Below are 18,306 nucleotides of genomic sequence, written 5' to 3' on the forward strand. Positions count from 1 at the left end.
GGGTCTAGACCCCGTGCAGCGTCCGCGCGCTGCCTCGTGATTCGCTAGGCCGGCTGTCTCACTTCTGGTTGAACTGTTCATCGCGTTGTCACCTGTCGCTGGTAGCTTCACCGAATGGACGCCACCCTGCCCACACCCCAGACCGTGCACACTGCCACGACCGCGGCCCTTGCCGGCCGTGAGGGCTTTGATGAGCGGTTCCTTGGCGTCCCGGTGCCCGTGCCGGTGCTGGCCGGCGTCGAGACGGTTCTGCTCCCGTACACGCACTTCTCTGTGTTGATGCGGCCGGATAAGCGCCTGGCGGCGATCACGGCGCTCGGGATCGAGGGTGCGAAGCTCATGGACCTCGACCGCTCCGGGATTCAGTGGCGGTTGGATCCGCGGTTGCCCGAGGACCAGCAGACGGGGGAGCGGGTCTACACGCGCAACGACATCGACCGCGGACATCTCGTGCGTCGGGCATCAGCGGTCTGGGGTGACCCCCGGGCTGAGGCAGCGACTGCGAACGAGAACACGTTCCATTACACGAACGCTGCCCCGCAGGCCGCGAAGTTCAACCAGGGCCTCGAGCTCTGGTTGGGTCTGGAGTCCTACCTGCTCGAGAACGCCGCCGACAATGGGCGGCGCCTAATTGTGTTCACGGGTCCGATCTTCAGCGACGTCGACCCCGTGTACCGGGGCGTGGAGATCCCGTTGCGGTACTTCAAGGTCGCCGTGTTCCTGCAGGATGGTTCACTGGCCGCGATTGGGTACGTCGTGGATCAGACACCGCAGCTGGCTGACCTCGACGACGTGCCGAAGCCCGGCGCTGTTGGGGATGGCGTACCACCGTTGGGGCCGTTCCGGACGTTCCAGGTGCCGATCCGCGACATCGCCGCGCTCACCGGGCTCGAGCTTGACCAGCTGGTCGGGGTTGATCGGATGCCGATCGCTGCGGCCCTGCCGAGTGTGCGCGTGACCTCGGCCTGGCGGGAGCTTTCCCGCCCTGAGTGCCTTGACCTGGATTTCGACCTCAACGACTGACCTCGAGTTCTCGCGGTTGTGTCCCTGTTACCTGTAAGGGCGATGGTGGATCCTCCACCGAACGACGCTCATCTCGACCAGTCGACAGCGGTGTTTCGCTCGAAGTCTGCGATGTGGCCGATGGTGATGGCAGGTACAGCCGTCAGTTCGCGGCAATGCCCCGGGCTGCTCGGCGCCGAGGCTCACGTCGCTTCAAGCCCTCGCACGCTCCAGTCCGCGCAGTTCACGACCTGCCCGCCTTCAGCCGTGATCAGGATCAACGTTCGGCCTCCGCGCATCGTCGCCGTACCGCCGATGCGGAGGTCCCAGGGACGTCGCTCCAGAATCTCCCCTTTGTTGCTGAACCGGAATAGGGAGTTTTTCCCCTCGGGGGGCTCGTGGACCGCGACCCAGGTCCCCGTCACCGGGTCGTGGAGGACATGCCGGAAGTGCTCAGCTATCCTCGCTCGTTCTCGCCCGCCGGAGTCGAGAATGCGTAAGGGTCCGCCCACCTCGGTGACCGCCAGATGCTCCCCGTCGCTAGCCGCGCACCAAACCATATTCAGTCCGGTCGCAATTCGGGACCCCAGCGGATCCAGCGAACGATCCAGCAGACGGCACCAACCGCCACCCACTGCAAGCGAGAGGTCCGAAGTCAGCGCGATCACCCTCAACACCCCGCGCAGGGAACGCACCTCCTCCCCGGTCGCTGCCTCCAGCACGCGGGTGGCCCTGCGGAGGTGAGTGACGACCACACGACCTCCAGCCAGGGCAGTCACGGCCTCTATGTTCGTGCGGCTGCGGTCCTGCCACAGCCGCTGTCCCGTCAGGTCGTACCCGCACACGCCGTGGCGCTCCCACGCGCCGGCCACCACCACGGAGCGCTCACCGGGCACCAGTGCCCCCCGCCAGCCGCCGGAGCCCCAGACCGTTTCGAACGTGGCGCAGCGCGCACCGCGCACCAGTGACCACACGTCCACGACTCCCTTGGGCCGGGCGGTGACCAGCAGGTCCTCCTCCCACGGTGGTGCGGCCACATCGCGAAGGTCGATCACCACGGAGCACCCACTACAAGCCCATCGAAGATCATGCCAAGGACTCTGCAGATGGATCCGGTAGCGGTCAAGTCCATGGAGGTGGTGTACGACATTCCCCGCGTGATGCTTCGTTTAGTCAGGCCTTCGTGGCCGTGTTGGCTCCCCTGATCGTCGGGCTCATTGGTCACAACGTAAGTTGGTTGACTGTCCTGATAGCTCCGGTGCTGCTCATCATTGGAGTGATCATTCGAACGCGTTCGGACCCGGTCTACACCCGGCCTATACCCGGCCGTAGATAAACCCAAAGTAGCCCGCAAGCGGATGCCTGACTGGACGCTGGCCGGCCGAGGTCGTGTTAGCGCCGAGGCTGCAGGCTCCACTCAGGGCGCCGGTGCCGCCGACGCGCCCAGTTGCACGGCCAACTCCATGCAGCGCAGGCGGGCCGGGGAGAAGTCGTAGGGCATGCTTCGGATGACGTGCGCTGCGCTCCTGACGCTGGAGCCCTCTGCCGGGTTGGGGCTGGGCGCCGCGTCGGCATCCTCGGGCGGATGCAGCTCGTCCCAGGCGTTGAAGATGGCGTCGTCCTCTTCGAGTTGACCGGACTCCTCGATGACACGCATCAGCGTGGTCTCGAAGGCGTGCCGTTCGGCCGCCACCTGCGCCACCCGGGGGTCGTCGACGGCGACCGTGTCGTCGAGGGCCTCCTCGGCGGCGTCGACGCGGTCGGACTCGGAGCGCAGCCCGGGATTGAGCGCCAGGGCGAGGAAGCGGCCCGCCTGCATGACGGCGCCGAGCGGACCGAAGATCCGCTCGGTAACCAGCAGGACGTCCAGGTCATCCTCACGCAGCGAGCCCTCGGGCGCGCCCTCGAGGCGGCCGGAAACGAGATCGTCGAGCAGTCCCAGCCGACTGCCGAGAGTCCGCATACGCTGCACCAAGGCCCGCCTTGATCGCAGCTCGGCCTCCTGTGCAGCGAGGGTGTCCTCCAGCCGTGCGAGGACGCCTGCGACCTCGTCCCCGCCGTCCTCACTATCGGCGCCGCCTGGTGCGGCGCCGTCGAACGCGTCGTGGATGTCGTCGAGGGCGATCCCGGCGTCGGCCATGCGGCGGATCCAGAGCAGCCGGATGATTTCCGCGTAGCCGTACCGGCGGCGGCCGTCGCTGCCCCGCTCGCGCTCGGGGAGCAGGCCGAGCTGGTGGTAGTGGCGGATCGCCCGGGGAGTGATGCCGACGAACGCCGCGGCGTCGCCGATCGGGACCTGACGGGGCGGGGTCGGGAACGGGTGCATTGCGGACCTCTCGGAGCGGGACGGGGTGTGCTTCGAGCAGACCACATGACGCTACGGCAGGTGCAAACCCGATCTCACGCAGCGAACGCTCCGGGACCGTCCAGCAGGGGATCGTCCTGCGGAGCATAGAAAGATGCGTTACTGCGCAGCCCGAGATTTTGGCGCTACCGGTGGCAAATCGATCAGGTACAGCGAGAGACCGGTAAGAGCAGCCCATCCCAGGAGCATCACGAAGATGCCTCCTATGTCGCCGGCAGCACCGTCGGCCGATCCGTAGGACAAGTACATGCCGTTGGCAATGAGGACGGGTGCAGCGGCGACCCCAAGTAAGAGTGCGTAGCGTCGAAGGCGGCTACTTGAAAGGCTCCGTTGCCCGCCAATGAAGGCAAAGGTGATGGGCACACTGATCGCTAACACGATGGACACGATGTGCGAGGGGAGGAACAAAGCGTCCTGGCCGAAGTTCAGCCATACAGCTCCGGAGAGGACCGCCAAGATCAAAGGCAGCCAAGCAGGTATCGCTAGCGATTTTCGCGGAGTCAATGGCATGGCTAACTGTCGCACGCGACTGTAGGTTGCGCTGACTGCCGCCGTCCGCAAGCCGGTCGTTTTCCGTACTTACTAGGCGCTCGAGGTTCTGTCGGCGCCGGCGCATGGGGAAGGGGCGTTTACCCGGGACGATGAAAACGGGCGCAGAGGCACCATAAGTGGAACGTCGATCCTGGCTAGCTGCCCGCCGGGGTGTCTCGAAAATTTACAGTTCTAAGAGGCAATGGATCGTTGCCGTCGTGCCTCAGGAAGTTCCCTGGAAATCCGGGACTCTTCATGTCTCGGAAAGTCGTCTCGTCGTAGAGTGTCTCAGCAGTCGTGTCGCCGGACGTTATGCGACGCGGCACCTACGTCAGCGACCTGGACCGGAATTGAGCTGGACCCGGTTCCAGCCTTTGTTTTTGGGCCGGGATCAGGCTGCACGATCCGCGGCTCGGCGCTGTCCGCCCGCCGAGCGGCGCACACCGCTCGGCGCTGTCCGCCCGCCGAGCGGCGCACACCGCCAGGCGCCGACGCTCTCATCGACATTGGAGAGCAACAGGCGCATCCACAATCCTGCAGAGACAGCATCGGTGCAGGACGAGGTCCACCTGACGCGAGCCGACCAGGGGGCAATTGGAAAGTCCCCGGACACACAGGAGGGGGAGGCGCCGATGCGCGTCCCCCTCCCGAGCATCAAGGAATCAGGTCACATCGTCAGACGGTGGCCTTGTCGGTGCCGGCGGGGGAGACGACCTCCGCGGTGGGCTCCATGTTCTCGGCGTCGACCATCCACGCGTACTGCTCGAGCTTGGCGATGAAGCCGTGCAGCAGGTCCGCGGTAGTGGGGTCCTCCTCGTCGATCTGGTCGTGGACGTCGCGCATGGTCGTGACGGTTGCGTTCAGCATTCGGACCACGAGGCCCACGGTGTCCTTGGTCGAGACGAGGCCTGCCGGGAACGGATCGATCTTGGTGCCCTCGGCCACGGCCACGCTGCGGCCGTCGGGCACGGCGTGCAGCGCGCGCATCCGCTCCGCCATCTCGTCCGCGAACAGGCGGGCGTCCTCGATGATCTCGTCCAGCTGCAGGTGGAGGTCACGGAAGTTCTTGCCGACGACGTTCCAGTGGGCCTGCTTGCCCTGCAGGTGCAGTTCGATGAGGTCGACGAGGACGGCCTGCATGTTGTCTGTGAGGGTGGGTGATGCCTTCATGGATCCTCCAGTGCTAGAGAGATTTTCTCCTCCCGGCCGGGCGCCGGAGGCGCTGATTCCCGCCGGAGGGACTCCTTTCACCCTAGCCCTGCGCGTTGGTCAATTCCAGCCGATCTGCCTACGCTAAGGGGACTTACGGTTTCGTCGTGTCGTATGCCCTGCGACGGTGTGCGGGCGGCGCCGGAGTCCGACCAAGGAGGAACCGTTTTGGCTTCAGTGCAGGAATCCATCGACGTATCAGTACCGGTCAGCACCGCCTACAACCAGTGGACGCAGTTCGAGAGCTTCCCCCAGTTCATGGGCGGCGTGGATTCGATCACGCAGACCTCGGACACCTCCACCCACTGGGTGACGAGCATCGGGGGAGTGCATCGCGAGTTCGATGCCGAGATCACCGAGCAGCACCCCGACGAGCGGGTGGCCTGGAAGAGCACCGACGGCGAATCCCATGCCGGCGTGGTCACCTTCCACCGCCTGGACGAGAACACCACGCGGCTCATGGTGCAGATCGACTGGCACCCGGAGACGTTCATCGAGAAGGTCGGGGCCGTCGTCAACGCCGATGCCTCCCAGGTGAAGGGCGACCTCAAGCGCTTCAAGGCGTTCATCGAGAAGAGCGGCGGCGAGACGGGTGCCTGGCGCGGTGACGTCGCGGCACCGTCCTCGGGTGTCACGTCCGAGGCGGAGCCGGCCAACAGCGTCCTGCCGGACACCTCGGCGGACGATCCCGAGTCGGGCGGCCCGCGCGTCGGCTGACCCGGTCCGTGTGGGGGAGGCGGATCCCTTCGGGGGTCCGCCTCCTGCACGTCCTAGGGGATGTCCCCCACCGCGATGGACGCGATCGCGTCGGTGGCCTGCCGTGACAGTTCCGGTGAGAGGGGTGAACTCTTCGCCGCGCCCGCGGCTCCGGTCTGGCCCTCCTCGCTGACGGCGTAGGTGCCGAACGCGCGCACGACGGCGGCGGTCGCCTCGTTCTCGTACTGCGAGCAGTACACGTGGTAGGACACCAGGACCAGCGGGTAGACCCCGGGTTCGCTGGTTCTCCGGTCGAGGTCCAGGGCGATGTCGTGGTCCTTGCGTCCGGGGACACGGCCCGCGAGATCGACGGCGGCTGCCGCGGCCTCCGAGCTCACCTCCACGTACTCCCCGCCGACCTTCAGTGCCACCCGTCCGAGGGGACCACCGACGGCGGAATCGTCGGCGTACGTCACGGCGCCCACGGTGGAGGCCACGGTGCTGACCACGCCTGCGTTGCCCTTGGCGTTCTCGTTGGCCAGGCCCGACGGCCATGTCCCATCGGCTTCCTCGGTCCAGATCTCGGGTACCACGGCGTGGAGGTAGTCGGTGAAGTTCTCGGTGGTGCCCGAGTCATCGGAGCGGCTCACGGTCGCGATGGGCAGCGCAGGGAGGTCGACGTCGTTCTGCGCGGCGATCGCGGGATCGTCCCATGAGGTGATCTCGCCGCGGAAGATCCGGGCCACGGTGGCGGCGTCGAGGTTCAGTGCCCGGATCCCGGGCAGGTTGAACGCCACGCTGATCGGTGAGACGTAGGCCGGGATGTTGAAGGCGCCGTCCGGTCCGCACGCCTCGGTGGACTCGACGAGTTCCTCGTCGCTCAGGTAGGCGTCCGACCCGGCGAAGCCCACGGCGCCGGCGAGCAGCGCACCGCGTCCCGCACCGGAACCATCGGGCGAGTACTGAACCTGGGCGCGGGGGTACAGGGTGGAGAACCCCGTGCGCCACGCGTCCATGGCCGGCCCCTGGGCGGAGGATCCGGAAGCCGTGACCGCGCCCAGGAGGCTCGTGTCGCCGCTCCTGGCCGCCGCTTCCTGCTCCGGCCCCAGCGGGTAGTCGGATCCACAGGCGGTCAGGCCGAGGGTGACGGCGAACATCAGGGGCAGGGTGGCACGAATTCTCACCCCGGCCACGTTACAGGTGGCCCTCCGGTGAACCCAAGGTGGACAGCAGGTGGACGGCGCGTCAGTGGTCGGGTCGGATCAGGCGTGGCCCAGGCGGTAGCCGTCCCCCCGGTGGACGAGCCGACGGCCGCCGCCGTCGTTCAGCAGGATCCACACCACGGAGGCATCATCGGTCCTCATGTCCAGGACGCCGTGGAGCTGGGGCCCCGTGGTGTGGTGGAGGGTGACGTGCTGGCCGCGCCTGAAGCCCGACCAGTCCTGGACCTCGGCATCGGGGGCTGGGGGGAGAGCGTTCATGGTGGGCCTTTCGGGAGGTTCCGGGACTCCCACGCTAGCCACGCTTCCTGAACGGCGTGTGAATGCCCGCTGAAGGTTGATGCCGTTCTGGTTCCGCAGATGGTCACAGGGTCCGCCAGTCCCCGCTCGTCAGGTGCGATCCCGCCTGGGGTCCCATGAGGAGCATGCCGCCGTCGACCACGAACGAGGCCCCGTTCACGTAGCTGGAGGCACCGGAGGCGAGGAAGGCCACGACGTCGGCGATCTCCTCGGGCGCACCGGGGCGGCCGAGGGGGATGCCCGGACGGTCCATGGTGCGTGGGTCCTGCTCCTCGGAGTTGTTCATGGGCGTGTTGATCTCGCCGGGCAGCACGGCGTTGGCGGTGATACCCCGGTCCGCCAGTTCGAGGGCGATGGTCCGGATGAGGCCGCCGAGGCCGTGCTTGGAGGCGTCGTATGCCGCCGAGCCCACGCGGGGCTGTTCCTGGTGCACGCTGGTGACGGCGATGATGCGTCCGCCCCGGCCGCCGTCGATCATGTGCCGTGCCGCACGCTGGAGGCAGACGAACGCGCCGTCGAGGTTCGCCCCCATGGTGCCGCGCCACGTGTCCCAGTCCGTCTCCATGAACATGGTGCCGCCGTTGACGCCGGCATTGTTGACGAAGACGTCGAGGCCGCCGAGCTCGTGGGCGAGCCGGTCCACGACGTCGCCGCACGCGGGTGCATCCGTGGTGTCGAGCTGCGCGACCGCCGCCCGCACGCCCTTCTCCCGGACGAGCCGCGCGGTTTCCTCGGCTCCCTCCCGGTCGGAGTGCCAGGTGACGCCGACGTCGCAGCCCGCCGCGGCGAGGGCGAGGGCCGTTGCGCGGCCGATGCCGGAATCGGAACCGGTGACGATTGCTTTGCTCGGTGTGAAGTCCATGCCCCCATCCTTCGCACCCGGCCGCGCTGCATGCAAGGGGAACCCGGGGATCGACGCCGGGTACCCCCGGACAAGTGTCCGGGGGTACCCGGGTGGGTGGTCCTATGCGTCGACGGCGCCCTGGGGGGCCGCACCGGAAGCGGACGACTGCACCGGCTCGGCGGATTCTCCGCTGATCACCTCGATCTTGCGGGGCCGCGCACGCTCGATGACGGGGATCGTCACGCTGAGCACGCCGTTCTCGTAGCGGGCGGCGATGCCTTCCGTGTCGACGCCCTGGCCGAGGTTGAGCTGGCGCAGGAACGAACCGCTCTCGCGCTCGCGGGTCAGCCACTTGACACCCTCGGCACTGCGCAGCGTGCGCTCGGCGCGGATGGTGAGGAGCTGGCCGTCGACATCGATGTCGACGGATCCCGGGTCGATGCCCGGAAGATCCGCGGAGAGGACGTAGTGGTCCTTCTCGCGGTAGAGGTCCATCGGCATGAGGCGCAGCCCGGGGCGGCCCTCCAACAGGGCGCCGGTCACGCGGTCCAGTTCACGGAACGGGTCGAATTTCATGGCCACGGGAAACAACTCCTTTACTGATGCCACCGGCAGGTGGTTGGGTCGTCGAGAGTTGAGCGCCCTCCGCTCAACTACGGAAAATATTAGCACTCGAACATGGCGAGTGCTAAGGAGTGATGTTCGCCCAGGACGAAATCCCCGGGACACAGAAAAGGCCCGTACCGACGGAGCGGTACGGGCCTTCCCGGTGGTGCTGTCTCCAGCAGATCCTCGTGCCTGCGCGGGGCCTTGATCCCCGGGCCTTCCGCGTGTGAAGCGGATGCTCTACCAGACTGAGCTACACAGGCAATTGGTTCTCCCATAGCTTAGGCCATCCGGGCGCCGCGCCAAATTCTCCCGGTACAGCAGCGCGGGGCACGGCGGCGTCCGGCCTCCTGCCGGGAACCGTGCTGGTCATCGCTGTGCTGCCTCAGTAGCCTGAAGGAAAGCCTGCTGAGCGTTCCAGGCGCCTGCCGGGCACCACCCCACGAAGGGACAGCACCATGGACAACCAGGACATCCTGCAGCGCATCCAGACACTCGTCCAGGAGGAGCACGATCTCCGGGAGCAGCCCCAGGATGCCGGCGCCGGGGCGGAGCAGCAGGACCACGCCGCCCGCCTCAAGCGCGTCGAGGAGGATCTCGACCAGTGCTGGGACCTGCTGCGCCAGCGTCGCGCGAAGGCCGACGCCGGAGAGGACCCGGCCGACGCCGACGCCCGTCCCGTCAACCAGGTGGAGGGGTACCGCCAGTAATGGCCCTGCCCCTCGTGCTGTTCGACGTCAACGGGACCCTCTCGGACCTGGGGCGGATGTCGCAGCACTTCGAGGAGCTCGGAGCTCCTCCGCAGCTGGCCGCGCTGTGGTTCACCTCGGTGCTGCGGGACGGCTTCGCCCTCACGGCCGCCGGGCGGAACGCGCCCTTCGGCGAGATCGCCGAGGACGCCCTCCGCACGGTCCTCACGGGGCAGGCGCTCAATCGGGACATCGATGACGCGCTCGCGCACGTGATGACGAGCCTGCAGGAACTGCCCGTCCACCCGGACGTCGTCGAGGGTTTCCGGGCCCTGACCGGTCGGGGCTTCGAGCTGGCAGCGCTCACCAACGGAGCCGCCGCGACCGCGGAGGCCCTCCTCGAGCGGGCGGGTGCCCGCGACGCCGTAGGCGCCGTCCTGTCCGTCGAGGACGCGCCGCGGTGGAAGCCCGCCCAGGAGTCCTATGCCTACGCCCTCCGGGCGGTACAGCGGGAGGCGGACGACGTGGTGCTCGTCGCGGTCCACCCGTGGGACATCGACGGGGCCGCGCGTGCGGGGCTCCGTACGGTGTGGCTCAACCGCGCCGGGGCGCCGTACCCGATGGTCATGACGCGCCCGGACCACGAGGTGTCGACGATCGCCGAGCTGCCGGACCTCCTCGTCCGGGGCTGACGCCCAGCCGGCGGACCTGCTGCGGCAGGCGAGGCTCCTCCCGCGCCGGTGCATCAAGAAAGCATAAAGACGCCGTGTCCGCGGCAGGTCGTCGGGTTGAATGAGCGTCTGGCGCGGACGGTCCGCGCCGTTCGCACCGTCCCGGAGGTCGAGGGCATCCCCGTCATGTCACGCACCGCACCACTCCGGGAGTTCCGCCGTTCCACGGCAGCAGGTCTCCGCCGTTCCACGGCAGCGGGCCTGCGCCGGTCCGCGCACGCCGTCGCGGTCCGGCTGGAGCGGCTCGGTCCTCGCCACCCGGCCCAGGTGATCGTGCTCGGATTCGGAGCGGCGATCCTCGTCGGAACGGTGCTGCTGATGCTCCCGAGCTCGAAGGTGGGAGAGGGCGGCGCCACGTTCCTCGAGGCGCTCTTCACGGCCACCTCCGCCGTCTGCGTCACGGGCCTGATCGTGGTCGACACGCCGGTCTACTGGACCGGAGCCGGCCAGGTGATCATCCTGGGGCTGATCCAGGTCGGGGGCTTCGGCATCATGGCTTTCGCCTCCCTCCTGGGCGTCCTGCTGGCCCGCCGGATGGGTCTCCGCTCGCGGATCTCGGCGGCGGCGGAGACCAAGAGCGTCGGCTTCGGCGATGTCCGCAGCGTCCTCCTGGGTGTCCTGCGGATCACGCTGGTCGTCGAGACCGTGACGGCGGTGCTGCTCGCTGCGCGCTTCGGGCTGCACTACGGCCACAACCTCGGTGAGGCGGTGTGGCTCGGGATCTTCCACGCGGTGTCGGCCTTCAACAACGCCGGGTTCGCGCTGTTCAGCGACAGCCTGATCGGGTTCGCGGGCGACCCGTGGATCTGCCTGCCGATCTGCGCAGCCGTCATCGTCGGCGGACTGGGTTTCCCGGTCCTCTTCGAACTCCGACGCCACTTCCGGTATCCCCGCAAGTGGCACATGACCACCAAGCTCGTCCTGAGCGGCACGGTGATCCTGCTCGTCCTGGGTACGGTCTTCATCACCCTCGTCGAGTGGTCCAACCCGGCGACCCTCGGTGCCCTACGGCCGCAGGAGAGGATCCTCGCCGGATTCTTCCAGTCCACGATGACCCGGACGGCCGGCTTCAACAGCGTCGACTTCGCGCAGCTGGATCCGGTCACCCTCCTGGTCATGGACGTGCTGATGTTCATCGGCGGTGGTCCCGCCGGAACGGCCGGCGGCCTGAAGATCACCACGTTCGGCGTGCTGTTCTTCATCCTCTACACCGAGATCAGGGGCGGCACCGCCGTCAACGTCTTCGGCAAGCGTCTGCCCCGCTCCGTCCACCGGCAGGCCATCTCGATCGTCCTGCTCGCCGTCGGCCTCGTCACCACCGCGACGATGTTCCTCATGCTCACCACCGACTTCGGCCTCGACCGGATCCTCTTCGAGGTCGTCTCCGCCTTCGCGACGGTCGGCCTCTCCACGGGCATCACGGCCGGCATCCCGCCCGCGGGCCAGGTGGTCCTGATCCTCGTGATGTTCGCCGGACGCCTGGGCCCGGTCACCCTCGCCACGGCGCTGGCCCTCCGCTCCAAACCCCTCTACTACGAATACCCGAAGGAAAGGCCCCTCATTGGCTAGGCAACGCATGTTCTCCTCCAGGCCCGCCGATGCGATCGCAGCCGTGGATTCCGTCGCCGTCATCGGCCTCGGCCGGTTCGGCGGTGCCCTGGCCCTCGAACTCGAGGACGCCGGGACCGAGGTGCTCGGGATCGACGACGACGAGGACGTCGTCCAGTCCTACAACGGCCGGCTCACGCACGTGGTGCGCGCCGATACCACGAAGGAGGAGGCCCTGCGCCAGCTGTCCCTACCCGACTTCGACCGGGTGGTGGTGGGGATCGGCAGCGACCTCGAGGCGAGCATCCTGACGACGTCGATCCTCCTGCGCTTCGAGCGGCCGACCATCTGGGCGAAGGCCGTCAGCGAGCCCCACGCACAGATCCTGTCGCAGCTCGGGGTGGAGCGGGTGATCCGTCCCGAGCAGGACATGGGCCGGCGCGTCGCACACCTCGTCCGAGGCACCATGCTCGACTACGTGGAGTTCGAGGACAACTTCGCCATGGTGAAGACCCGGCCGCCGCGGGAGTACTGGGACCGCGAGCTCGGCACCACGGGGATCCGCGCCCGGCACGGCGTGACGGTGGTCGCCGTGAAGCGGCGCGGAGGCACCTGGGACTACACGACGGCCGCGACCACGCTGTACGACGACGACGAGATCATCGTGGCAGGGCCGACGGACAAGGCCGAGCACTTCAGCTCCCTCGTCTGAGCGGCCGGCGCAAGGCCCATGATGCGGCGTCCTTTTTCACGGTCCGTGCCCGCCTCGCGCTACGCTGGTCATCTTGGTGAGCCGGGAAGTCTGGTCGGCGCTCATACGAGCGAGCCCGATCCTAGGAACTCATGACCTCCCATCACGCACCGTCCGGTCCGCCCGGAACGCCCCACGGCGCAACGGTCTTCGGCCGCAGCAGCTACCCCGAACACCTGCGCATCTCCGGCATCCTGCGCAAGGAGACCGTCGGCGGAGGGCTCCTCCTCCTCGCCACGGTCCTGGCGCTCGTCCTCGCCAACACCGCCGCGGCGGACACATACTTCGCCGTCCGTGACTTCCGGTTCGGCTACGAGCCCTGGCACCTCGAGCTGAGCGTCGGTGCCTGGGCCGCGGACGGCCTGCTCGCCATCTTCTTCTTCCTCGCGGGGCTCGAGCTCAAACGCGAGTTCGTCGCCGGTGACCTGCGCAAGTTCGACCGTGCGATCGTGCCCGTCGCCGCGGCGATCGGCGGGGTCGTCGTGCCCGCCCTGGTGTACGTCGCGATCACGCTGAGTGCGGGCCCCGAGGCACTGCGCGGCTGGGCCATCCCGACGGCGACGGACATCGCCTTCGCCGTGGCCGTCCTCGCCGTCGTCGGCTCCTCGCTCCCGAGCTCGCTGCGCATCTTCCTGCTGACGCTCGCCGTGGTGGACGACCTCCTGGCCATCAGCATCATCGCGTTCTTCTACTCGGAGGACATCTCCGTACCGCCCCTGCTGATCGCGATCCTCCCGCTGGCGGCCTACGCCTTCCTCGCGCAGCGCTTCCCCACCTTCTTCCAGCGTCGAACCTGGGCCCCGTGGCTGATCCTGCTCCCGCTCGGGTTCGTGGTGTGGGCCCTGGTCCACGAATCGGGGGTACACGCCACCGTCGCCGGTGTCCTGCTCGGCTTCGCGATCCCCGTCCTCCCGCGCGGCGTGAAGGCATCCGACCTCGACGACCCGGCACAGCCCGTCGACACCGAGCCGGCGGACGGACCCGGCAAGGCGCACGACGTGCAGCCGGACGGCCTGGCCGACACCCTCGAGCACCGCATCCGCCCGCTGTCCGCGGGCTTCGCCGTACCCGTCTTCGCCTTCTTCTCCGCCGGGGTGGCCATCGGCGGCCTCGAGGGACTCGTGAGCGCCATCACCGATCCCATCGCCGTCGGCATCATGGTGGCGCTCGTCATCGGCAAGCCCGTGGGCATCCTGCTGGCCACCCTCGCCGTCACGAAGACCACCAGGGCGAGCCTGGACCCCGACCTCTCCTGGGTGGACATCGTCGGCGTCGCCCTGCTGGCGGGCGTCGGCTTCACGGTGTCGCTGCTCATCAGCGAACTCGGCTTCGGCCAGGGCACGCCGGAGGACGACCACGCGAAGGTCGCCATCCTCGCCGGCTCCCTGATCGCCGCGCTCGCCGCCGCCGTGCTGCTGCGCCGACGGAACAAGCGGTACCGCGAGATCGCGGAACAGGAGACGATCGACGCCGACAACGACGGCGTCCCCGACGTCTTCGAGCAGCGCTAGGTCAGGCGTTCGCGCGCCGCCACAGCCAGGACAGCGTCAGGGCGCCGGCACTGCGGCGGAAGCCGCTCTGCCCGGACACGACCTCGAGCACGGCCCAGACGGCCAGGCACACGGCGCCGGCCCGGCGCAGGCGCTCGCGGTTCTGCTCGTCGAGCGCCAGGAACGAGGCCGCGCCGAGCACCGCCCACCCCAGGATCGGCGCGTTCGGCTTCTGGGCGACCGTCTGGCGGCCGAGGCTGTCGGTGAAGAAACCCATCACGCACCCTTCTTCCTGGAGGAGCCGGATTCCTTGGCGGACCCGGCCTTCTTCTTCTCGCGGTTCTTCTCGACGCTGCGCCGCAGGGCTTCCATGAGGTCCAGCACGTTGTCGCCGTCGTCCTCGTCCCGGGTGCCGCCGAAAGTCTCCTCGGTGTCGAGGGTGTCGCCCTTCTCGATCTTCGCGTCGATCAGGGTGCGCAGCTGCACCTGGTACTCGTCGGTGAAGTTCTCCGGGTCGAAGTCGGTGGAGAAGGAGTCCACAAGGGCCGCCGACATCTCCTTCTCCTTGGCCGAGATCCGCACCTTCTCCTCGAGGGACGGGAAGGACGCCTCCCGCACCTCGTCGTCCCACAGGAGCGTCTGGAGCATCAGGACGTCGCCCCGCACGCGCAGGGCGGCGAGGCGGCTCTTCTGGCGGAGGGAGAACTGCACGATGGCGGTGCGGTCCGTCTCCTCGAGCGTGCGGCGCAGCAGGACGTAGGCCTTGGTCGAGGTGCTGTCCGGCTCCAGGAAGTATGCGCGGTCGAGCATGATGGGATCGATCTGGTCGCTCGGGACGAACTCGACCACCTCGATCTCCCGGCTCCTCTCGACCGGCAGGGCGGAGAGGTCCTCGTCCGTCAGCACCACGGTGTGCTCGCCGTCGTCGAACGCCTTGTCGATGTGCTTGAAGTCCACCACCTCGCCGCACACCTCGCACCGCCGCTGGTAGCGGATGCGGCCGCCGTCCTTGTCATGCACCTGGTGCAGGGAGATGTCATGATCCTCCGTAGCGCTGTAGACCTTGACCGGCACGTTCACCAGGCCGAACGCGACGGCACCCTTCCAGATGGCTCTCATGGGTCCAGTGAACACCAAGCAGGCTTACCGGGCCAGACCATGCCCGCTGTCCACCCCTAGACTTGGGGGGTGACTTCCGAGACCGTAGAGCCCATCGTCAGCAAGACCACCAGCGACGACGGCGGGACCGTGCTGCGCCTGGAGTTCCAGTTCGCGTTCCCGCCGACCGTGCTGTGGAAGCACCTCACGGAGGTCGAGAAGCTGAAGTACTGGTTCCCGTGCGAGATGGAGTTCGAGCCCCGCAAGGACGAGGAGATCCTGTTCCGCTTCGCCGACCAGAAGCCCCTGCGCGGGACGGTGCTGGAGGCCGAGCGGCCGTCGGTGCTCGCCTACACCTGGGAACGGGATACCCTCCGCTGGGAGCTCGCGCGGACCGCGGAGAACGGCACGCAGCTGGTGCTGTTCCTGACCCCGGGCAGCCCCCGCCACTCGGCCACCATGGCAGCCGGCTGGCACCTGACCATCGCCGGTCTCGACGACTTCCTGAACAAGCGCAGCCTCGGCCAGGACCCCGCGGTATGGGACACCTACGTGGCCCGGTACCGCCGGCAGTTCGGGGACTGAGCCCCCGCAGGGACCCTCCGGGGCTGCTCCGCCGATTGGGACTGGAATACCGCGGGCATCCGGTCAAGACTGGGGGAATGGCCCCTCCCCGCTCCGCAGGGCAGCAGACCGTCACCGTCGAGGGGCGCACGCTGCGCCTCTCCAGCCTGGACAAGGTGCTGTATCCCGCCACCGGCACCACCAAGGCCGAGGTCCTCGCCTACTACGCGGCCGTGGCACCGCACCTGATCCGCCATGCAGCGCACCGCCCGGTGACACGCAAGCGCTGGGTGCACGGGGTCGGCACGCCCGAGGAGCCGGGCCAGGTGTTCTTCCAGAAGAACATCGACGACAACGCCCCCGCCTGGGTCCCGCGGAACACGATCAAGCACAGGGACCACGCCAACGTCTACCCGATGGTCGACGACCTCGCCACGCTCACCTGGCTGGGGCAGATCGCCGCGCTCGAACTCCACGTACCCCAGTGGCGCTTCGCGGCGGACGGCACCCCGGCGAACCCCGACCGCCTCGTCCTGGACCTCGACCCCGGCGACGGTGCAGGACTGGCCGAGTGCGCCGTCGTCGCCCGGCTCGCCCGGCCGATCCTGCAGGGCATGGGGCTCGAGCCCTTCCCCGTCACCAGCGGCTCCAAGGGGATCCACCTCTACTGCGCCCTCGACGGCCGGCAGACCTCCGAGCAGGTCTCCGCCGTCGCCCACGAACTCGCGCGAGCGCTCGAGGCCGACCACCCGGACCTCGCGGTCAGTGGCATGAAGAAGGCCCTCCGCCCCGGCAAGGTCCTCGTGGACTGGAGCCAGAACAGCGCGAACAAGACGACGGTGAGCCCCTACTCGCTGCGCGGGCGCTTCCAGCCGACCGTCGCCGCGCCGCGCACTTGGGAGGAGATCGGCTCCGAGGGCCTCGGCCACCTCGACTACCGCGACGTCCTGCAGCGGGTCGGGACGCTCGGCGACGTCCTGGCTCCGGCGACACACCCCTTCTCCCCGGCCGGGGACGGCGGAGCCGCTTCGGACCGGCTCTCGACGTACCGGTCCATGCGTGACGCGGCGAAGACCCCCGAACCGGTCCCCGAGGAGGTGGGACCGACGGGCGGCAACAGCTTCGTGATCCAGGAGCACCACGCGCGGCGGCTGCACTACGACGTCCGGCTGGAACGCGAGGGCGTGCTCGTCTCCTGGGCCGTCCCCAAGGGGCCTCCCCTCACGCCGGACAGGAACCACCTGGCCGTGCAGACCGAGGACCACCCCCTCGACTACGGCACCTTCGAAGGACATATCCCCAAGGGGGAATACGGGGCTGGGGACGTGATCATCTGGGACGCGGGCACCTACGAACTGGAGAAATGGCGGGACGGCAAGGAGGTCATCTGCACGCTCCACGGGAAGCCCGACGGCGGCCTCGCACGGGGCGGCGCCGCGATCCGCCGCTACGCGCTCATCCACACGGGGGGCGCGCCGGGCGGCAGGAGCAACTGGCTGATCCACCTGATGAAGGACCAGCCCACCCGGGCACACCAGGATCCGGGCACGGAGCAGGACCCGCAGGACCCGGAGGCGGAGTCCGGCACGGACGTCGGCATGGATCCCGTCACGGCCCCCGTCACGGCCCCCGCCAATTCCGCCCCCGGCGCGCCCGCGGCCCCCGACCTCCCTGCATCCGGCCCTGCATCCGGCCCCGACCCCGTGCGGCCCATGTTCGCGACGCTCGGCTCCGAGCAGGCCATCCCCGATCCGGAGGACTGGGCGTACGAGATGAAGTGGGACGGCGTGCGCTGCATCGCCGTCGTCCGGGACGGCGGGGTCCGGTTGATCAGCCGCAACGGCGTCGACGCCACGCCCATCTATCCGGAGCTCGGCGACCTCGGCGGGTTCCTGAGCGCGGACAGCGCGGTGCTCGACGGCGAGATCGTCGCGCTGGACACCAGGGGCCGCCCCGACTTCGGGCTCCTGCAGACACGCATGAAACTGACCCACCGGGCCGAGATCGAGGCCGCGCAGGCCGCCACGCCGGTGCGCCTCATGCTGTTCGACCTCCTGGAGCTCGATGGCAACGACCTGACGGGCCTCGAGTACCGCCAGCGCCGGGAGCTGCTCGGGAAGGCCGTCGACGACGCGGAGGACGGGCACGTGCAGGTCCCCCCGGTGCTCGAGGCCACGCTCCGGGAGGCCGTCGAGGCGAGCCGGCAGCTGGGACTGGAGGGCATCATGGCCAAACGCCTCTCGAGCGACTACCAGCCCGGCGCGCGCTCGGCGTCGTGGGTGAAGATCAAGCACGTGCACACGCAGGAGGTCGTGGTGGTGGGCTGGCGTCCCGGCAGGGGCAGCCGTGCGGCGAAGGTGGGGTCCCTGCTCGTCGCCGTGCCCGACGGCGTGGACCTGCGCTACGTGGGCCGCGTGGGATCGGGCCTGACCGAGCGCGACCTCGCGGAAGTGGGCGCCCGGCTGAAGAAGCTGGCCCGCAAGACCGCCCCGCTCGGCGACGTCCCGGGCGCCGACGCCTCCGACGCCCACTGGGTCCGGCCCACCCTGGTGGGCGAGGTCCAGTACAGCGAGCACACCGGCACGGGCCGCCTCCGGCATCCCGTCTGGCGCGGCTGGCGCCCCGACAAGTCACCGTCCGACGTCGTCGTCGAACTCTGAAC

The 18,306-nt window shown here is 68.7% G+C and carries 18 protein-coding genes and 1 tRNA gene; 9 read left to right on the forward strand and 10 right to left on the reverse strand.

Translation table 11 applies throughout. From position 1 onward, the window contains the following. The first annotated feature begins 114 nt into the window (after positions 1-114). Complete coding sequence (locus MWM45_RS00375; RefSeq protein WP_247827640.1) at positions 115-1,023, forward strand: DNA/RNA non-specific endonuclease; 909 nt, start codon at positions 115-117, stop codon at positions 1,021-1,023. Between the two features lie 182 nt (positions 1,024-1,205). Here MWM45_RS00375 and MWM45_RS00380 read toward each other — a convergent pair whose 3' ends face one another. The 3 genes from MWM45_RS00380 to MWM45_RS00390 form a co-directional block, all read right to left on the reverse strand. After that, the gene (locus MWM45_RS00380) at positions 1,206-2,060 is read right to left on the reverse strand and encodes a hypothetical protein (protein ID WP_247827641.1); all 855 of its coding nucleotides are present in this window, start codon (positions 2,058-2,060) and stop codon (positions 1,206-1,208) included. Positions 2,061-2,419: 359 nt separating this feature from the next. Then, the gene (locus MWM45_RS00385; protein WP_247827642.1) at positions 2,420-3,328 is read right to left on the reverse strand and encodes a MerR family transcriptional regulator; all 909 of its coding nucleotides are present in this window, start codon (positions 3,326-3,328) and stop codon (positions 2,420-2,422) included. Positions 3,329-4,573: 1,245 nt separating this feature from the next. Then, the gene (locus MWM45_RS00390) at positions 4,574-5,068 is read right to left on the reverse strand and encodes a Dps family protein (protein WP_043442723.1); all 495 of its coding nucleotides are present in this window, start codon (positions 5,066-5,068) and stop codon (positions 4,574-4,576) included. A gap of 216 nt (positions 5,069-5,284) precedes the next feature. On the opposite strand from MWM45_RS00390, the gene MWM45_RS00395 reads away from it, so the two are divergent. Beyond that, the gene (locus tag MWM45_RS00395) at positions 5,285-5,824 is read left to right on the forward strand and encodes an SRPBCC family protein (RefSeq protein WP_336296706.1); all 540 of its coding nucleotides are present in this window, start codon (positions 5,285-5,287) and stop codon (positions 5,822-5,824) included. Positions 5,825-5,877: 53 nt separating this feature from the next. Here the strand turns inward: MWM45_RS00395 and pstS are convergent, their stop codons facing one another. The 5 genes from pstS to MWM45_RS00420 form a co-directional block, all read right to left on the reverse strand. After that, positions 5,878-6,987, reverse strand: a complete 1,110-nt coding sequence (pstS, locus tag MWM45_RS00400) for a phosphate ABC transporter substrate-binding protein PstS (protein ID WP_336296686.1) — start codon at positions 6,985-6,987, stop codon at positions 5,878-5,880. A 78-nt stretch (positions 6,988-7,065) separates the two neighbouring features. After that, entirely contained in the window at positions 7,066-7,284 is a 219-nt protein-coding gene (locus tag MWM45_RS00405; RefSeq protein ID WP_247827643.1) for a hypothetical protein, read from the reverse strand. Positions 7,285-7,387: 103 nt separating this feature from the next. Beyond that, positions 7,388-8,185 carry an SDR family oxidoreductase gene (locus MWM45_RS00410; protein WP_247827644.1) on the reverse strand — a complete coding sequence of 266 codons (798 nt, stop codon included), beginning with the start codon at positions 8,183-8,185 and terminating at the stop codon, positions 7,388-7,390. 102 nt (positions 8,186-8,287) lie between these two features. Then, positions 8,288-8,743, reverse strand: coding sequence for an Hsp20/alpha crystallin family protein (locus tag MWM45_RS00415; RefSeq protein WP_247829285.1), 456 nt, complete (start codon positions 8,741-8,743; stop codon positions 8,288-8,290). Between the two features lie 219 nt (positions 8,744-8,962). After that, positions 8,963-9,036: transfer RNA gene (locus MWM45_RS00420), tRNA-Val, on the reverse strand. 195 nt (positions 9,037-9,231) lie between these two features. On the opposite strand from MWM45_RS00420, the gene MWM45_RS00425 reads away from it, so the two are divergent. From MWM45_RS00425 to nhaA, 5 genes are all read left to right on the forward strand, one after another. Beyond that, positions 9,232-9,483 carry a DUF2630 family protein gene (locus MWM45_RS00425; RefSeq protein WP_247827645.1) on the forward strand — a complete coding sequence of 84 codons (252 nt, stop codon included), beginning with the start codon at positions 9,232-9,234 and terminating at the stop codon, positions 9,481-9,483. After that, entirely contained in the window at positions 9,483-10,154 is a 672-nt protein-coding gene (locus tag MWM45_RS00430; protein WP_247827646.1) for a haloacid dehalogenase type II, read from the forward strand. The genes MWM45_RS00425 and MWM45_RS00430 overlap by 1 nt, the downstream gene beginning before the upstream one ends. A 96-nt stretch (positions 10,155-10,250) precedes the next feature. Next, complete coding sequence (locus tag MWM45_RS00435; RefSeq protein ID WP_247827647.1) at positions 10,251-11,762, forward strand: TrkH family potassium uptake protein; 1,512 nt, start codon at positions 10,251-10,253, stop codon at positions 11,760-11,762. Positions 11,763-11,769: 7 nt separating this feature from the next. Beyond that, the gene (locus tag MWM45_RS00440; RefSeq protein WP_247829286.1) at positions 11,770-12,453 is read left to right on the forward strand and encodes a potassium channel family protein; all 684 of its coding nucleotides are present in this window, start codon (positions 11,770-11,772) and stop codon (positions 12,451-12,453) included. A 131-nt stretch (positions 12,454-12,584) separates the two neighbouring features. Then, on the forward strand, positions 12,585-14,003 hold the full coding sequence (nhaA, locus tag MWM45_RS00445) for a Na+/H+ antiporter NhaA (protein ID WP_247827648.1): 1,419 nt from the start codon (positions 12,585-12,587) through the stop codon (positions 14,001-14,003). 1 nt (position 14,004) lies between these two features. Here nhaA and MWM45_RS00450 read toward each other — a convergent pair whose 3' ends face one another. After that, positions 14,005-14,259, reverse strand: a complete 255-nt coding sequence (locus tag MWM45_RS00450) for a hypothetical protein (protein WP_247827649.1) — start codon at positions 14,257-14,259, stop codon at positions 14,005-14,007. Then, on the reverse strand, positions 14,259-15,101 hold the full coding sequence (gene ku / locus MWM45_RS00455) for a non-homologous end joining protein Ku (protein ID WP_247827650.1): 843 nt from the start codon (positions 15,099-15,101) through the stop codon (positions 14,259-14,261). Before ku ends, MWM45_RS00450 begins: the two co-directional genes overlap by 1 nt. A gap of 69 nt (positions 15,102-15,170) precedes the next feature. Between ku and MWM45_RS00460 the strand changes: the two genes are divergently transcribed. Next, on the forward strand, positions 15,171-15,665 hold the full coding sequence (locus tag MWM45_RS00460; RefSeq protein ID WP_052274016.1) for an SRPBCC domain-containing protein: 495 nt from the start codon (positions 15,171-15,173) through the stop codon (positions 15,663-15,665). A gap of 77 nt (positions 15,666-15,742) precedes the next feature. Next, positions 15,743-18,304 (forward strand): ATP-dependent DNA ligase, encoded by a 2,562-nt coding sequence (locus MWM45_RS00465; RefSeq protein ID WP_247827651.1) that lies wholly within the window; start codon positions 15,743-15,745, stop codon positions 18,302-18,304. Positions 18,305-18,306: the final 2 nt, after the last annotated feature.

Source organism: Arthrobacter antioxidans (genome assembly GCF_023100725.1).
Classification (GTDB): Bacteria; Actinomycetota; Actinomycetes; order Actinomycetales; family Micrococcaceae; genus Arthrobacter_D; species Arthrobacter_D antioxidans.

Excerpts from the sequence above, each read along its gene's own strand:
- MWM45_RS00425 (WP_247827645.1), top strand. The coding sequence starts at position 9,232 with ATGGACAACCAGGACATCCTGCAGCGCATCCAGACACTCGTCCAGGAG.
- MWM45_RS00410 (WP_247827644.1), bottom strand. The coding sequence starts at position 8,185 with ATGGACTTCACACCGAGCAAAGCAATCGTCACCGGTTCCGATTCCGGC.
- MWM45_RS00375 (WP_247827640.1), top strand. The coding sequence starts at position 115 with ATGGACGCCACCCTGCCCACACCCCAGACCGTGCACACTGCCACGACC.
- MWM45_RS00440 (WP_247829286.1), top strand. The coding sequence starts at position 11,770 with ATGTTCTCCTCCAGGCCCGCCGATGCGATCGCAGCCGTGGATTCCGTC.
- MWM45_RS00450 (WP_247827649.1), bottom strand. The coding sequence starts at position 14,259 with ATGGGTTTCTTCACCGACAGCCTCGGCCGCCAGACGGTCGCCCAGAAG.
- MWM45_RS00415 (WP_247829285.1), bottom strand. The coding sequence starts at position 8,743 with ATGAAATTCGACCCGTTCCGTGAACTGGACCGCGTGACCGGCGCCCTG.
- MWM45_RS00390 (WP_043442723.1), bottom strand. The coding sequence starts at position 5,068 with ATGAAGGCATCACCCACCCTCACAGACAACATGCAGGCCGTCCTCGTC.
- MWM45_RS00465 (WP_247827651.1), top strand. The coding sequence starts at position 15,743 with ATGGCCCCTCCCCGCTCCGCAGGGCAGCAGACCGTCACCGTCGAGGGG.
- nhaA (WP_247827648.1), top strand. The coding sequence starts at position 12,585 with ATGACCTCCCATCACGCACCGTCCGGTCCGCCCGGAACGCCCCACGGC.
- MWM45_RS00430 (WP_247827646.1), top strand. The coding sequence starts at position 9,483 with ATGGCCCTGCCCCTCGTGCTGTTCGACGTCAACGGGACCCTCTCGGAC.
- ku (WP_247827650.1), bottom strand. The coding sequence starts at position 15,101 with ATGAGAGCCATCTGGAAGGGTGCCGTCGCGTTCGGCCTGGTGAACGTG.
- MWM45_RS00385 (WP_247827642.1), bottom strand. The coding sequence starts at position 3,328 with ATGCACCCGTTCCCGACCCCGCCCCGTCAGGTCCCGATCGGCGACGCC.
- MWM45_RS00405 (WP_247827643.1), bottom strand. The coding sequence starts at position 7,284 with ATGAACGCTCTCCCCCCAGCCCCCGATGCCGAGGTCCAGGACTGGTCG.